Source organism: Actinophytocola sp. (assembly GCF_050699915.1).
Classification (GTDB): domain Bacteria; phylum Actinomycetota; class Actinomycetes; order Mycobacteriales; family Pseudonocardiaceae; genus Actinophytocola.
This window is the reverse complement of sequence record NZ_JBOHGA010000064.1, coordinates 1-13,143: the sequence shown is the minus strand read 5'-3', so window position 1 is coordinate 13,143 and position 13,143 is coordinate 1. Positions and strand designations below refer to the sequence as shown.

General features: G+C 69.7%; 13 protein-coding genes and 1 pseudogene. 2 read left to right on the top strand and 12 right to left on the bottom strand.

All coding sequences use genetic code 11. The annotated features are described in order from the left end of the window. Positions 1 to 26 precede the first annotated feature (26 nt). From ACRDSK_RS14295 to guaB, 7 genes are all read right to left on the bottom strand, one after another. Positions 27 to 401, bottom strand: a complete 375-nt coding sequence (locus ACRDSK_RS14295; protein WP_431441182.1) for a hypothetical protein — start codon at positions 399 to 401, stop codon at positions 27 to 29. Positions 402 to 478: 77 nt separating this feature from the next. Further along, positions 479 to 976 (bottom strand): hypothetical protein, encoded by a 498-nt coding sequence (locus ACRDSK_RS14290; RefSeq protein WP_431441180.1) that lies wholly within the window; start codon positions 974 to 976, stop codon positions 479 to 481. Continuing rightward, entirely contained in the window at positions 976 to 1,290 is a 315-nt protein-coding gene (locus ACRDSK_RS14285) for a PadR family transcriptional regulator (protein WP_431441178.1), read from the bottom strand. Before ACRDSK_RS14285 ends, ACRDSK_RS14290 begins: the two co-directional genes overlap by 1 nt. Before the next feature lie 48 nt (positions 1,291 to 1,338). Then, positions 1,339 to 3,039, bottom strand: a complete 1,701-nt coding sequence (locus ACRDSK_RS14280) for an FAD-dependent oxidoreductase (RefSeq protein WP_431441176.1) — start codon at positions 3,037 to 3,039, stop codon at positions 1,339 to 1,341. A gap of 33 nt (positions 3,040 to 3,072) precedes the next feature. Continuing rightward, a complete protein-coding gene (locus tag ACRDSK_RS14275; protein ID WP_431441174.1) occupies positions 3,073 to 4,089 on the bottom strand; it encodes a GNAT family N-acetyltransferase in 1,017 nt (338 codons plus the stop codon). Beyond that, complete coding sequence (locus ACRDSK_RS14270) at positions 4,086 to 5,219, bottom strand: GuaB3 family IMP dehydrogenase-related protein (RefSeq protein WP_431441172.1); 1,134 nt, start codon at positions 5,217 to 5,219, stop codon at positions 4,086 to 4,088. The genes ACRDSK_RS14275 and ACRDSK_RS14270 overlap by 4 nt, the downstream gene beginning before the upstream one ends. A gap of 27 nt (positions 5,220 to 5,246) precedes the next feature. Then, on the bottom strand, positions 5,247 to 6,749 hold the full coding sequence (guaB, locus tag ACRDSK_RS14265) for an IMP dehydrogenase (RefSeq protein WP_431441170.1): 1,503 nt from the start codon (positions 6,747 to 6,749) through the stop codon (positions 5,247 to 5,249). A 125-nt stretch (positions 6,750 to 6,874) separates the two neighbouring features. Between guaB and ACRDSK_RS14260 the strand changes: the two genes are divergently transcribed. Together ACRDSK_RS14260 and ACRDSK_RS14255 are read left to right on the top strand one after the other, a co-directional pair. Beyond that, entirely contained in the window at positions 6,875 to 7,264 is a 390-nt protein-coding gene (locus ACRDSK_RS14260; RefSeq protein ID WP_431441212.1) for a DUF5319 domain-containing protein, read from the top strand. A gap of 64 nt (positions 7,265 to 7,328) precedes the next feature. Beyond that, positions 7,329 to 10,016: an ATP-binding protein gene (locus ACRDSK_RS14255; protein ID WP_431441168.1), complete on the top strand. Its 2,688-nt coding sequence runs from the start codon at positions 7,329 to 7,331 to the stop codon at positions 10,014 to 10,016. On the opposite strand, the gene ACRDSK_RS14250 is transcribed toward ACRDSK_RS14255, so the two are convergent. The 5 genes and pseudogenes from ACRDSK_RS14250 to ACRDSK_RS14230 all read right to left on the bottom strand — a co-directional run. Further along, positions 10,013 to 10,192, bottom strand: coding sequence for a hypothetical protein (locus ACRDSK_RS14250; RefSeq protein WP_431441165.1), 180 nt, complete (start codon positions 10,190 to 10,192; stop codon positions 10,013 to 10,015). The two genes, ACRDSK_RS14255 and ACRDSK_RS14250, sit on opposite strands and share 4 nt — an antisense overlap. Positions 10,193 to 10,223: 31 nt before the next feature. Then, positions 10,224 to 11,147, bottom strand: a complete 924-nt coding sequence (locus ACRDSK_RS14245; protein WP_431441162.1) for an anti-sigma-D factor RsdA — start codon at positions 11,145 to 11,147, stop codon at positions 10,224 to 10,226. Further along, positions 11,148 to 11,720 (bottom strand): sigma-70 family RNA polymerase sigma factor, encoded by a 573-nt coding sequence (locus tag ACRDSK_RS14240; RefSeq protein WP_431441161.1) that lies wholly within the window; start codon positions 11,718 to 11,720, stop codon positions 11,148 to 11,150. 278 nt (positions 11,721 to 11,998) lie between these two features. Next, positions 11,999 to 12,595 (bottom strand): response regulator transcription factor, encoded by a 597-nt coding sequence (locus ACRDSK_RS14235; protein ID WP_431441159.1) that lies wholly within the window; start codon positions 12,593 to 12,595, stop codon positions 11,999 to 12,001. A gap of 121 nt (positions 12,596 to 12,716) precedes the next feature. Continuing rightward, a pseudogene (locus ACRDSK_RS14230) lies at positions 12,717 to 13,143 on the bottom strand (hypothetical protein); the annotation flags it as partial.

Genomic DNA, 13,143 nt, shown 5'->3' with positions numbered 1-13,143 from the left:
AGCGGGGTTGGGTTTCGCGGGCGGGCTCACCGGGCACGCCCCCGCAGCCGCCGTCGCAGCTCCCACCGCAACGGAACAGCCCGAACCAGGACCCGCACGGCGTGGCGGAGCCGCCGAAGCCGTCCCGCGCCGGCCAGCTCCACCAACTCGGCCTCGAACTCCTCCCGATACCGCGCCCGCTCGGCGACCGGGATGATCCGCGCCGCCGCCGACACCAGCCGCACCGATACCAGCCGCACCGGCGAACCGGACGGCCGCGACGCGCCCACCATGGCCGAGCGCGTGGTCAGGTACGACCGCACGAGTTCGTCCAGTTCCTCGTCGAGGGGCAGGTTGGGCCACTCCGCTTCGGAGAACGCTTCCCGGTCGGGGAGGCCTCGCAGCCGTTGCGCCCGCCACACCGATCGGCGCGCCCAGCGCCGACCACGACTTCCGGCAACGCGTTGGCGGTCTTTCGCGGGGCGCCGCGTGGGCGGGCTCACCGGGCACGCTCCCGCGCCGGCCGTCGAAGCTCCCACCGCAGCGGAACCGCCCGCCCCAGCACCCGCACGCCATGGCCGAACTGCCGCCACCCCCGACCGATCTCGATCAGCTCGGCCTCGAACTCCTCCCGGTACCGCGCCCGACTCGACACCGGCAGCATCCGCGCCGCACACCCCGTCAACCACGCCGACGCCCGCCGCGGTGATTCGACACCATCGCCAGGAAGGGGAATGCCGAGGTCCCGACACAGATTCGACACTGACCTTTTCGCCATGACCATTCGTGCGTCCGTGGGACTCACCGCCAACCGGCCGAGGGACCAGATGAGCGATCCAACCCGCTCGCGGTGGGGCCGGAGGTTGTACCTACGTCGGGTCAGGTGGAAATACCAGGCCGTCACCTCCTTGTTGTTCACCGTCGTCCTCGCGCGCTCCAGCGCGATCCGGAGCCGCTCGTTCAGCGGGTCCGGCGGATTGGAGTAGAACGGCGGCATCAGGCACCCCCGGCGAGCCCGGGCCGCATCGACCGCAACGCCGCCGCACCGGCCTCCGCGCGCTCCAACGCCGACCGCACGGCGGCGACGCTGTTGGGATCGAGCCGGTAGTACCGCCGCCGAGGCCGCCCCTTCTCGTGCGGGTCGACCTCTTCCCAGTGGCTCTCCAGCCAGCCGAACCGCTCCAGCCGAGCCAAGATCGGGTGAATGGTCCCGCTGGGCAGGCCGGCCGCGGCACACAACTCCAACCCGTACATCGGCCGCGTGGGGTCGGCCATCAGCTCGCGCAGCACCCGCTGCGTAGGCAGAGTCATCCGAGGAGCCATGGTCCTACTCTACCTAGCCCCTAAGTAGAGTTCAACTCACTGCGAGAACCGCTCCGCGTTTCGGGTCGGCGCGGGCGAGATGAACAGCGCGGCCGGCGCGTCCGCCGGCACCGCCGGGTCGGCCGGCGCCACCGGGTCCAGCCGCGAGTACGGCGCGTCCTGCGCCGGACGCGGGTCGACAGAACCGTTGTTGGGCCAGAAGGAAAAAGCCCGCTCGGCCTGAGCGGTGATGGTCAACGAAGGGTTCACGCCAAGATTCGCCGTGATGGCCGACCCGTCCACAACGGACAGTCCTGGATACCCGTACACCCGGTGATACGGGTCGATCACACCCGAGGAGGAGGAAGAGCCGATCGGGCAGCCGCCGATGAAGTGCGCGGTCAGCGGGACGTTGAAGACCTCGCCCCACGTGCCGCCGGCGTGGCCGCCGATGTGCTTGGCCGCCAACTGGTTCGCGTCGTAGCCGGCCTGGATGAACGTCGGGTTCGGCTCGCCGTGGCCCTGGCGCGAGGTGTACCGCCGCCGGCCGAACAGGCCGCGCCGCGTGTACGTGGTGATCGAGTTGTCCAGGCTCTGCATCACCAGCAGGATCACCGTCCGCTCGCTCCACCGGTGCACCTTCAGCAACCGCGCGGACTGGACCGGGTGGCGGAACATGAACCGCACCGCCTGGACCCAGCGCGGCACCGACGAGGCGCCGTCCGTGGCGATCGTCTGGAGCAGGCCCATCGCGTTCGAGCCGCGCCCGTAACGGACCGGCTCGATGTGGGTGATCTCGTCGGGATGGATCGACGACGTGATCGCCACGCCCCGGCTGAAGTCCCGCGACGGATCGACCGAACCGCGCGCCGCGCCGATGATCGACTCGGAGTTCGTCCGGGTCAGCTCCCCCAGCCGCGGCGACAGGTCCGGCAGCACACCGGAGTCGCGCATCGAGTGCAGCAGCCGCTGCGTCCCCCACGTCCCGGCCGCGAGCACGACCTGGCCGGCGGTGATCGTCGCGCGGGCCCGCCTGCCGGTCCGCCGCAGGCCGACCTCGAACCCGCCGTCGAGCGGGCGCACCGAGGTCACGGTGGTCAGCGGCAGGACCTTCGCGCCGGCCTGTTCCGCTAGGTACAGGTAGTTCTTGACCAGCGTGTTCTTCGCCCCGACCCGGCAGCCGGTCATGCACGAGCCGCACTCCGTGCAGCCGGTCCGCGCCGGCCCGACGCCGCCGAAGAACGGGTCCGGCACGGTCTCGGCCGGCTTGCCGAAGTACACGCCGACCGGCGTCGGGTGGTAGGTCTCCGGCACGCCCATGTCCGCGGCGACCTTCTGCATGACCTCGTCGGACGGGGTCACGGAAGGATTCGTGACGACGCCGAACATCTTCGAAGCCTGGTCGTAGTGCGGCGCGAGCTCGGCCTCCCAGTCGGTGATGTGCGCCCACTGCCGGTCCGCGTAGAAGGGCTTGAGCGGCCGGTAAAGCGTGTTCGCGTACACCAGCGAGCCACCGCCCACACCCGCGCCGGCGAGGATCATGACGTCCTTGAGCAGGTGGATGCGCTGGATCCCGTAGCAGCCGAGCGCCGGCGCCCACAGGTACTTGCGCAGGTTCCAGGAGGTGTCGGCGAACTCGTCGTCGGCGAAGCGCCGCCCGGCCTCGACCACCGCGACCCGGTAGCCCTTCTCGGTCAGCCGCAGCGCCGCCACGCTGCCCCCGAACCCGGAGCCGACAACCACTACGTCGTAGTCCATGCAGGCGACGCTAGTCGGCCGCGCCCGCGTTAGCTACTGGTCAGTACGCAGCAGCCCGTAGTGCACCAGGTCGCGCCGCACACCGCCGCGCAGCTGAGTGCCGCGCAGAACGCCCTCCCGGCGGAAGCCCGCCCGCTCCAGCGCCTTCTGCTCGGCGATGTTGTCCACGTCCGTGCCCGCCTCGACGCGGTCCAGCGGCGTCGTCGCGAACAGGTGCTCGGCCAGCAGCCGCTGCGCGATCGTGCCCACGCCGCGGCCCCGCACCCCCGGCAGCAGGCCGATGCCGATGTTCCACGCGGTGCAGCCCACCGTCCCGCCGTAGTCGACCGCATGCCAGCTGACGCCGCCGAGCAGCTCGCCGGTCGTCTCGTCGAGCACGCTCAGCAGCGTCGAGCGCGCCGCCGCCGCCAACCGCGGCCGGTCGTCCTTGTCGACCTCGAAGTCGCCGGCCGCGTCGACGAAGAACTTCTCCTTCTCGCCGGCGACCGGCTCGGCCAGCGCCACCCCGTCGCGGGCGACCACGATCGTCCGCTCGACGTTTTCCGGCGGCGGCACCAGGTCCGAGCGCAGCAGGCCGTACTGGACCATGTCCCGCCGCTCGCCGCCGCGGAACTGCGCGCCGCGCAGCACGCCCTCGAGGCGGAAGCCGCCCTTCTTGAGCACCCGCTGCGCCGCGACGTTGTCCACGTCGGTGCTCGCCTCGATGCGGTCCACATCGGTCGAGGCCAGCAGGTACCCGACGAGCATCCGCAGCGCCAGCACGCCCACGCCCCGGCCGCGCGCCGTCGGCAGCAGCCCCATCCCGACGTTCCAGGCCGAGCAGTTGCGCCCGCGCCCGTAGGCCAGTCCGTGCCAGCTGACGGTCCCGACCAGCTCGCCGCCCTGGGCCACGCCGAGCCGGTGCACGTCGGGCTCGAACAGCGCCGGCCGCTCGTCCTCGTCGGTCTCGAACGCACCGTCGTCGAGCTCGTCCAGCTTCTCCTTGTCGCCGTCGGCCAGCTCGACCAGAGCCATCTCGCCGGACTCGGCGACCGCCGCCCGCTTGGTCATCCGCGCACCGTCAGGCCGACCTTCTGGAACTCCTTGAGATCGGAGTAGCCCGTCTTCGCCATCGCCCGGCGCAGTGCGCCGAACAGGTTGATCAGGCCCTCGGCGTCCGAGGACGGGCCGAACAGGAGCGTGCGCAGGTCGACGAGGTCCTCATCGCCGGCGACCGGCGCGACCCGGCTGCGCGGCAGCGACGGGTGCGCGGCCGCGGCCGTCCAGTACAGGCCCTGGCCGGGCGCCTCGGCGGCGGACGCGAGCGGGGCACCCAGCATCACCGCGTCGGCGCCGCAGGCGATCGACTTCGCGAGGTCGCCGCTGCACTCGACCCCGCCGTCGGCGATCACGTGCACGTACCGGCCGCCGGTCTCGTCGAGGTAGTCCCGCCGCGCGGCGGCCGCGTCGACGATCGCGGTGGCCATCGGCACGCCGATGCCGAGCACGGCGTCGGTCGTGGTGACCGGGCTCGACCCGTAGCCGACGAGCACGCCGGCCGCGCCGGTGCGCATGAGATGCATGGCGGTGCGGTAGTCGTGCACGCCGCCGGCGACCACCGGCACGTCGAGCTCGGCGATGAACGACTTGAGGTTGAGCGGCTCGCCGCCCTTGGCCACGTGCTCGGCGGAGACGATCGTGCCCTGCACGACCAGGATCTCCACGCCCGCGGCGAGCAGGTCCGGCGTGAGCTCGGCGGCCCGCTGCGGGCTGACCCGCGCGGCCGCGGTGACCCCGGCCGCGGTGACCTTCTTGATCGACTCGACGATCAGCTCCGGGCGGATCGGCGCGGCATGCAGCTCCTGCAGGATCCGGGTGAGCGCGGTGAGGTCGGCGTCGTCAGCGGCCTCCTGAACCCGGGCGAGCGCCTCCTCGACGTTCGGGTGCCGGGCCCACAGGCCCTCGGCGTTGAGCACGCCCAGCCCGCCGAGCCCGCCGACCGCGACCGCGGTGGTCGGCGAGACGACCGCGTCCGTCGGGTGGGTGACCAGCGGGATGTCGAAGCGGTAGGCGTCGATCTGCCACGCGGTGGACACGTCCTGGGACGAACGGGTCCGCCGCGACGGGACGATCTGCACCTCGTCCAGCCCGTACGCGCGCCGCGCGTCCCGGCCCATGCCGATCTCGACAACATCCGGCACTGGGATGTCCCTTCCGTGGGGCGCGCGTCAGCGCGTTGTGTAGTTGGGCGCCTCGACGGTCATGGTCACGTCGTGCGGGTGGCTCTCCTTGAGCCCGGCCGCGGTGATCCGCACGAGCTGGGCGTTCTGCAGCTCGGCGATCGTCCGCGAACCCGTGTAGCCCATGCCCGACCGCAGGCCGCCGACCAGCTGGTGGACGACCTGGGAAAGCGGGCCGCGGAAGGGGATCCGGCCCTCCACGCCCTCCGGCACGAGCTTGTCCTCGCTGAGCACGTCGTCCTGGAAGTAGCGGTCCTTCGAGTACGACCGGCCCTCGCCGCGGGACTGCATCGCGGACAGCGAGCCCATGCCGCGGTAGGTCTTGAACTGCTTGCCGGCGACCAGGACGACCTCGCCGGGCGACTCGGCGGTGCCCGCGAGCAGGCTGCCGAGCATGACCGCGGAGGCGCCGGCCGCGATGGCCTTGGCGATGTCGCCGGAGTACTGGATGCCGCCGTCGCCGATGACCGGCACGCCGGCCGGGCGGCAGGCGAGGTCGGCCTGGTAGATCGCGGTGATCTGCGGAACGCCGACGCCGGCCACGACGCGGGTGGTGCAGATCGAGCCGGGCCCGACGCCGACCTTCACGCCGTCCGCGCCGGCGTCGACCAGTGCTTGTGCGCCGGCCCGGGTGGCCACGTTGCCGCCGACGACGTCGACCACGTCGCCCAGTTCCTTCTTGAGGCTCGCGACCATGTCGAGCACGCCGCGGGAGTGGCCGTGGGCGGTGTCGACCATGAGGACGTCGACGCCGGCCTCGACCAGGGTCATCGCGCGCTTGTAGGCGTCGTCGCCGACGCCGACCGCCGCGCCGCAGATCAGCCGGCCGTCGGGGTCCTTGGTGGCGTTGGGGTACTGCTCGGTCTTGACGAAGTCCTTGACGGTGATCAGCCCGCGCAGCTTGCCGGCGTTGTCGACGATCGGCAGCTTCTCGACCTTGTGCCGGCGCAGCAGCCCGAGCGCGACGTCCGCGGCGACCCCGACCTGGGCGGTGACCAGCGGGCCCTGGGTCATGACCTCGCTGACCTGCTTCGTGTGGTCGACCTCGAAGCGCATGTCGCGGTTGGTGATGATGCCGACGAGGGTGCCCTGGGCGTCGGTGACCGGCACGCCGGAGATGCGGTAGCGGGCGCAGAGCGCGTCGACCTCGGCCAGCGTGTCGGTGGGCAGGCAGGTGACCGGGTCGGTGACCATGCCGGCTTCGGAGCGTTTGACCGTTTCGGCTTGGCGCGCGTGCTCCTCGATGGGCAGGTTGCGCTGCAGGATGCCCATCCCGCCCTGCCGCGCCATGGCGATGGCCATGCGGGCCTCGGTGACGGTGTCCATGGCGGCACTGACCAGCGGGATCCGCAGCGTGACGTTGCGGGTCAGCCGGGTGCTGGTGTCCACCTCGCTAGGCACGACGTCTGATTCGGACGGCTGCAGCAGCACGTCGTCGAACGTCAGCCCGAGCGTGGCGAACTTGGCCGGGACTCCCTCAGGGGTGGACATGTGTGCCTTCCGTTTGCGCAGGTTGGACACCGATATCCCATGGTATCTGGACTGGTTGTGGAGTCGGCCTGGTACCGGCCGGGGGCGTCGGCCAGGTACCGTGCGGGTTCGTGAGGGAAGAAGCGATGCCCCCGGATCCGTTCGCCGGCGACCCGAACGACCCCGCCCGGGCGCTCGACGGCCCCGACGAGCCCGAAGAGGGCCCGGTGACCGCGCAGGAGCGAGCCGAGTTGTTGGCCGACCTGCGTGACCTCGGCGTGTACCAGGCCCTGCTGGAACAACGCGCTGTCCGCGGGGTGGTGGTCGACTGTGCCGAATGCCAGGAGCCGCACTACCACGACTGGGCCCTGCTGCGAGCCTCCCTGGAACAGCTACTCAACGACGGCCGAATGCGCCCCCACGAGCCGGCCTTCGACCCTAACCCGGCGGCGTACGTGTCATGGGAGTACTGCCGCGGCTTCACGGACGGCGTAACCGCGACCGCCAAGCCGGCCCTCACCCCGCAGAACAACTAACTCTTTCTCGGTGCCCGCCTAGCCCGATTCCCCGGCACAATGGCCTTTGTCGGAGGTTGGGCTGATGCGGCAGGAGCACGAGGCGAAGCATCACACGATCGTCGTCGTGGATGTGGAGGGGTTCGGGGACCGACGGCGTACGAACCTCAACCAGCTCGCTGTTCGCGACGGGCTCTACCGGGTGGTGCGCACGACGTTCGACACCGTCGGCGTGCCATGGGCAGACTGTTATCGAGAAGATCGCGGCGACGGGATGTTCATCCTCGTCCCCGAATCGTCGGCGAAGACGGTGTTGGTCGAATCATTGCCACCGACACTGGTCGCTGCCCTGCAGGCACACAATGCCATCCACGCCGACGTCGAGCAGTTCCGTCTGCGAATGGCTCTGCACGCTGGAAATGTCCACTACGACGACCACGGCGTCACGTCGGCGGCGCTCAACCTCGCGTTCCGTCTGATCGACGCCGAACCAGTCAAAGCCGCGCTCGCCACCTCACCGGGCGTGCTGGCGATGATTACGTCCGACTGGTTCTTCGAGGACATCGTTCGCCACCACCCTGAGGCAAAGCCCGATACGTATCGCCTGGTTTCGCTGTCCCAGAAGGAGACCAACACCTCCGCCTGGATCGCTCTGCCCGACCATCCCTACCCACCCACGACTTTGGCGGGCAACAGTGAACCCCGACCGTGGGTGACGCCACGACAACTGCCACTTGCGGTGCGAGACTTCACGGGCCGGGCCGAGCATCTCGCCGCCCTCGACACACTCATCCCAACCCAGTCCAGCAGCGAGCCGACGCGCTCGGTCGTCATTTCAGCAGTCGACGGCACAGCGGGAATCGGGAAGACCACGTTGGCGGTGCACTGGGCGCACCGAATGCAGAATCACTTTCCCGATGGCACTCTGCACATCAACCTGCGCGGCTACGGACCCGGCGAGTCCGCCACGCCCGGCGAAGTACTCGACGGGTTCTTGCGTGCACTGGGTACGCCCGCCGAACAAATGCCGATCGGCGTGGACGCGCAAGCCGCGTTGTATCGCTCGTTGTTGGGCGAGCGGCGGATGTTGATCGTGCTCGACAACGCCAACAGCGCCGATCAAGTCCGCCCGCTGCTGCCGGGAGCCGGCGGCTGCATGGTCCTGGTGACCAGCCGAGACAGCCTCACCGGCCTCGTTGTCACCGAGGCCGCCCATCGCCTCACCCTCGACCTGCTCGCTCCAGCCGAAGCGCTCGCCCTCGTGACCGGAATCATCGGCTCCACGCGTGCCAAGACCGAACCCGAGGCGGTCGCGGACTTGATCTCGCTCTGCGCGCGGCTGCCGCTGGCGCTGCGCATCGCTGCTGGCAGAGTGGCCACCAACCCGCACACGACAGTCGGCGAGGTCGTTGCCGAACTAGCCGACGAACACGACCGACTGGATGTCCTGAGTCGTGGTGGCGATGAGCGAGCGGCGGTTCGGACGGTGTTCGACTGGTCCTACCAACGGCTTCCCGCCGAGCACGCGCAACTCTTCCGACGCCTCGGCCTGCATCCTGGCCCTGACCTCTCCATACCCGCTGCGGCCGCTGTCGCCGGGCTGGACGGGGCGGCGGCCCGTGGATTGCTCGATGACCTGGCAAGCGCACATCTCATCGAACGAGCCGCCCGAATGCGATATCGATTTCATGACCTGCTACGCGCCTACGCCACCGATCAAGCACACCATTTCGATCACGATGACGTCCGCGCCAGCGCAGTACGAAATCTACTCGACTGGTATGCCCATACCGCCCGTATCTGCGATGAGCTCGTGTACATCGCGAACCCGCGGCTACCGCAGCAACTCGCAGCTCCTGTCGACTATCCCAAAGTGACTCTCGATCGTCCTGCGGCACTGGACTGGCTGGAATCCGAACGAGCCAACCTACTCGCGGCACTGCGCGACGCCGCCCGCCGGGGAATGCATCGGCACGTCCTCCAGTTCGCTGACAGCATGCGATTCCTGTACTTAACGGGCAGCTGGGACGAAATCATCGAGGTTGACAGCTGCGGAATAGCAGCGGCACAAGATTGCGGGGACCGCAGCGCGGAGTCATTCTTCCACGCCCGACGGGGAGACACACATATCGAGATGCGCAGTTGGGATGCGGCCGAAATCGATATCCAACAGGCGCTGGCAACGAGCCGAGCGCTCGGGGATCATCTACGTCATGCGTGGGCACTCAACGGCTTCGCCTGCTTGTGGTTGAAGAAGGAACGGTTCGACGACGCAAATACCTACCTCCGAGAAGCGCTGCCCCTGAGCCGAGGTGTCGACACCGGACGCCTCGAAGCGGTACTCGAGGGAAATATGACGCAGGCGTACATCGGCCTTGGGCACTATCAAGAGGCTCTCGAATGCGGCGAACGCAGTCTGGAACTCCGACGACGAGCCGGCGACCTTTACGGCGAACCCTTTGCCTTGCACCTGCTCGCCCGCGCATGGCTCGGACTCGGCGAGTACCGCAAGGTGATCGACCTGTGTCAGCAGGCGATCAGCCTCGGTCGTGTCACGGGCAACCTCGGCGAAACGGTCGCGCAGCCACTCGACACGCTCGCGACGGCCCTGCACCACACCGGAAACACCACCGAGGCCGTTAATTGCTGGCAGGAAGCCGCGAACCTGTACGACAAGTACGGACGCCCGTATCCCGCCGACGAGATACGACGACGCCTGAGTTCGATGTTCCGGCGTGGCGGTGACGGAACCCCGGAAGCCATGACGCGCTAGTCGGACTCCTTCGAGGGGGCGTGGACGTGCCAGCCGTCTTCGAAGGGGCATCTCTGGGCTACCAGGCGGCCGAGTGACTCCTTCGCGAGGGCCTGCGCGGCCTCCTCGATCAGCAGGGCACGGCCGCCGCACTCCGCGCAGCGCGGAGCTTGGCTGTACACGTGACCTGCGATCATGTGCGCAAGCCTAGCTCTCGAACGGCCGGTCTCAGCCGACCGGCTCGCCCTCCGCGCCGGCCGTCTGGCCGGGCACCGACTGCGCTCCCGCGGGCTCTCCGCCTCCCGGCGCGGCCGGCTCCCCACCGGGCGGCGGGTCCTCGCTGCGCGACTCCTCCGTCGACGTCGGCGGCGGGTCGGTCGTCTCCTCCGGCGGGTCGGTCGTCTCGTCCGGCGGCAGGCTCTCGCTCGTGTCCGGGTTGGTCGGCACTTCGGTGCCGGTGTCCGTGCCGCTCCCGCTGCCCGGGTCCGGATCCGGCACGGTCGTCGGGTTCGGCTGCGGCGGCTGCGGCGCCTCGCCGGACGGGTTGCCCGGCAGCTGCGCCAGCAGCTGCGCATGCTGCTTCTCGAGGGCCTTCAGACCATCCTCGCTGGACACCGTGCCCAGCTGGGCGTGCGCATCCTCCAGCTTGGACTTCGCCTCGTCGAGATCGCCGTCGCTCAGCGCGGCCTGTGCCTCGCGCAGGTCGGCCTTGACCTCCGCGGCGGCCTCCACCGAACGGGCGTGGTCGGAGTAGAGCACCTTGGTCAGCGCCCACAGCGTGTCACCCGGCTGGGCGTCGCGGGCGGCGAGACCGACGCCGGCGAACGCGATCGCCAGCACGGCGGCCGCGGCGGCGACGGGCACGAGCAGGCGCGGGCGCCGCTTGCGGCGCAGCCGGGCCGCCTGCACGGTGACGGCGGCGAGCTTCTCGTCGACGAGGTCTTCGATGGGCTCGGTCTCGATGTCGCGGCGCCACGACATGAGCAGCTCGCTCAGCTGGTCGCCGGGGACATCGCCGGGATCGTCGAGGTTCGCGCCGCTGAGCAGGTCGAGATACTCGTCGTCGGAGTGGACGTGCGAGAGGTCGAACTCGGAAGTGTCGGCCTGTGTCAGGTCGATGTCCGGCTCGCCGTGACTTCTCCGATCACCCATTCAGACCACCTCCTCCGCGGACAACGTCTTCCGTAGCCGAGCAAGCGCACGATGCTGTGCCACCCGGACGGCTCCCGGTGTCGAGCCGACCGCCTCTGCGGTCTCCTCGGCCGAGAGTCCCACCACGACCCGGAGCAACACGATGTCACGTTGCTTGTCGGGTAGTACATCCAGCAGGTCGCTCATACGGCGGCTCAGGTCTGCCTGCATGGCGCGCTGCTCCGGACCGGCTGCGGTCTCCGGTTCATCTGGAACGTCGGCCACCGGCTCGATTCGGTTACGTCCGGCCGCCCGATGGGCGTCGGCGACCTTGTGCGCGGCGATGCCGTACACGAACGCCAGGAATGGTCGCCCCTGGTCGCGGTAGCTGGGCAATGCCGTTAGCACCGCGAGACACACCTCCTGTGCGACGTCGTCTGCCGAAGCGAACGAACGCTCCTGCCTTCCCACACGCGCACGGCAGTACCGCACGACTAAGGGCCGGATGGACGCAAGCACCCGGTCAATGGCGCGTGGATCGCCCTCGACGGCAGCACCAACTGATGCGTCCAGTCCGTCCCCCAATGTGGTCATCGCAGCGAGCAGCCTCAGTGTTACGTGCAGGTACGGTCAGTCCAACGGCACAGCTCGTGAGAGCGGTGCTGGCCCCTCACGCAGGTGTCACCCACCGTACCGCGCGACACAAACAAGCCCAGTACGTGCTGGTGAGAGACACGAGGTCGTATCTCTCAGTGACGAGACCTCTACGAAGAGGTCTACCGCTCATCCGAGAACTTGTCCAGAACGCGCTGAACGACGCCGTCCCGCGTGGCGCGCGGGGGGCGTCGTTCGGTTCGCTTCGTGCGGTTGGGTCAGGCGACGAGGCCCCGCCGGAAGCCGTGGGCCACGGCCTGGGCGCGGTCGCGCACACCGAGCTTGCGGAACAGCCGGCGGGCGTGGGTCTTCACCGTGTCCTCGGACAGGTAGAGCTCGCGGCCGATCTGACCGTTGCTCTTGCCCATCGCCATGCCACGGAGCACCTGCAGCTCGCGATCGGTGAGCTGGACGCCGGGGTCGGACGGCTGCCGCGGCGCGGGCACCGAGGTGCTCGCGAGCGTGTGCGCCAGGGCGGCTACCAGCTCGGGGCGCGAGGCGTCCCAGCGCAGGTAGCCGCGGGCACCACCGGCGATCGCGGCCGCGATGCTGCTGGCGTCGTCGGGGGCGCCGAAGACGATCACATTGGCCTGCGGGTTCGCGGACACCAGCCGGCGGGTCGCCTCGACCCCCGTCGGCACAGCACGCTGCGTGCCGACCAGTACGACATCGACCGGAGCTCGGGAGAATCTGGCGAGCAGCTCGTCACCGTGCGCTACGCAGTCGATGCGACTAACCCCTGGAACCGCGGACATGACACGGGTCAAGCCTTCCCGAACGCCGCGGCGGTCGTCGCAAATCAAGACCGTCGTCACGGGGACTCCTTCCTGCAGCCGAGTGACGTACTCCTCCCTATCGGACGCTTCGGGGCGAACCTTGACACGATCTGGTGGTAATTCTTCCGACCAGTTCGCCCAGATGTCCGTACGCGCCCCGTCACCCAGTTGGGCCAGTGAGACGCGGCACCCACGCGGAGCGTTCGGCCAGCCGGCGACCAACCGGGTCGGCCCGACGCAACACGCTCCGTAAGGCTACTGCGGCCCACTGACAAAGCCGATCCTCTCGATCGGCGGCCAAGCCGGCCATGATCAACGCTCCAGGCCACACCAGGGACAACAGCCCCAGGTCGTCCGCGTCGTCGAGGGCCGGCCCGACGATCTTCGCCGCCCCGGTCCGGTCGCCGCGCGCGCCGAGTGCCGCGCCCAGGACCAGGTCGGACTTGATCCGGTGCCGGACCGAGCCCGACTCCGCGGCGAGTTCGGCGGCCGGTCCGGCGTGGGTGACGGCCTCCTCGGCGCGGCCGGCGGCGAGCTCGATCTCCGCCGAGACCCAGCCGTGACGAACCGTCGCCCGCCAGCCGGAC

Bases quoted from the DNA above. Each gene is read 5' to 3' on its own strand.
- ACRDSK_RS14280 (WP_431441176.1), bottom strand. From the start codon at position 3,039: ATGGACTACGACGTAGTGGTTGTCGGCTCCGGGTTCGGGGGCAGCGTG.
- guaB (WP_431441170.1), bottom strand. From the start codon at position 6,749: ATGTCCACCCCTGAGGGAGTCCCGGCCAAGTTCGCCACGCTCGGGCTG.
- ACRDSK_RS14260 (WP_431441212.1), top strand. From the start codon at position 6,875: ATGCCCCCGGATCCGTTCGCCGGCGACCCGAACGACCCCGCCCGGGCG.
- ACRDSK_RS14275 (WP_431441174.1), bottom strand. From the start codon at position 4,089: ATGACCAAGCGGGCGGCGGTCGCCGAGTCCGGCGAGATGGCTCTGGTC.
- ACRDSK_RS14290 (WP_431441180.1), bottom strand. From the start codon at position 976: ATGCCGCCGTTCTACTCCAATCCGCCGGACCCGCTGAACGAGCGGCTC.
- ACRDSK_RS14240 (WP_431441161.1), bottom strand. From the start codon at position 11,720: ATGACCACATTGGGGGACGGACTGGACGCATCAGTTGGTGCTGCCGTC.
- ACRDSK_RS14285 (WP_431441178.1), bottom strand. From the start codon at position 1,290: ATGACTCTGCCTACGCAGCGGGTGCTGCGCGAGCTGATGGCCGACCCC.
- ACRDSK_RS14245 (WP_431441162.1), bottom strand. From the start codon at position 11,147: ATGGGTGATCGGAGAAGTCACGGCGAGCCGGACATCGACCTGACACAG.
- ACRDSK_RS14255 (WP_431441168.1), top strand. From the start codon at position 7,329: ATGCGGCAGGAGCACGAGGCGAAGCATCACACGATCGTCGTCGTGGAT.
- ACRDSK_RS14250 (WP_431441165.1), bottom strand. From the start codon at position 10,192: ATGATCGCAGGTCACGTGTACAGCCAAGCTCCGCGCTGCGCGGAGTGC.